The organism is Planotetraspora kaengkrachanensis (assembly GCF_016862895.1).
GTDB classification, from domain to species: Bacteria; Actinomycetota; Actinomycetes; order Streptosporangiales; family Streptosporangiaceae; genus Planotetraspora; species Planotetraspora kaengkrachanensis.
Map to the genome: position 1 here is coordinate 1 of NZ_BONV01000081.1, position 1,168 is coordinate 1,168.

At 70.1% G+C, this 1,168-nt stretch carries 1 protein-coding gene; it reads right to left on the reverse strand.

Features of this window, described 5'->3' with window-relative positions; genetic code table 11:
* Window positions 1-724, reverse strand: a 724-nt coding sequence (locus Pka01_RS40430) for a DUF222 domain-containing protein (RefSeq protein ID WP_203888321.1), incomplete at its 3' end; no start/stop codon positions are given.
* Window positions 725-1,168: the final 444 nt, after the last annotated feature.

Sequence of the window (1,168 nt, forward strand, 5' to 3'; positions counted from 1 at the left end):
GGGGGTGGTCTTTGGGGAGGGATTCGGCGTTGACCAGGACCAGCAACTCCGTGGTGATCTTGTTTTCCAGCAGCGCGATCAGCGCGTCGGCGTTGCGGACCCGCAACGGCCGGTCATCACCATCGGTACGGGGCCGGGCATAGGCATCCAGCCACGTCCGCAACCGGGCCGCCGCCTCACGAGGAAGCCGGAACTCCCCCTCCAACCCACCCGACCCGGTCGGCCGCACCACCAACAACCGCCGCGCATAATCGGCATCACCATCAGCGCCCGCCTGACCGGGATCCAGCACCTCACGCAGATACCGGCCGGCCTTGGCCACCTCCGCCGGGCCCGCCCGATCCGCCAACCCCACCAAAATCGGCTCGGCGATGCCCGCCTGCTCATCGGTCAGACCGCTCACCGCCCGGCAGATCGCCGACACCTGCCCCTCCGACAAGCCGCCCTCGGCGAACCGCGCCCGCACCACCGGCAGACGCGCCAACTCCGTCGCCAGCATCACCAACCACGACGCCGAACCCGAACTCATCCCACACCCGCCCCGCAACCAGGCCCGCGTGCCGGCATGCCCCTGCGACCTGGCCTCACCCGCCCGATGCACCCGCTCCACCCGAGCCGTGATCGCCGAGATCAACCGATCCCGCGCCACCACCAACGCACCCGCCTGCTCCAAACACACACCCGCCGAATCCGGCACCTTTGTCACCGCCAGCAACCCGGCCAACTCCCCGATCGCGGCGACCAGCCCAGCCGACCCCTCCACGCCCGCAGACCCAGTCGCATCAGCAGACGCCGACCCTTCACCGGCGGGTCCAGGAAACTCGGGTCCGGACCCCGGCTCAGGCTCAGGCGCCGACTCAGGCTCAGGTCGAGGCTGGGGCTGGGGCTGGGGCTGGGGCTGGGGCTGGGGCGGTGCCGCCGGGTCCGGCCGCGGGTCGTCCACCGGGGGGCGGTTCAACGCCGAACTGCCATCCGACGACCACACCCGGGCCCGCGCCGTCACCTCCGCCCACCAGGCCGGACCACACGGCAACTGCCCGGCCCCCGAAGACGACACAGAAGACGCAGAAGAAGAAACAGAAGGAGGCGAAGAACGTCGCCCTCTCGGCCCAGCCACGCCCTCCACCCCCACCACAATCGAATCGAAACTCTGTACGAATAATCTCAC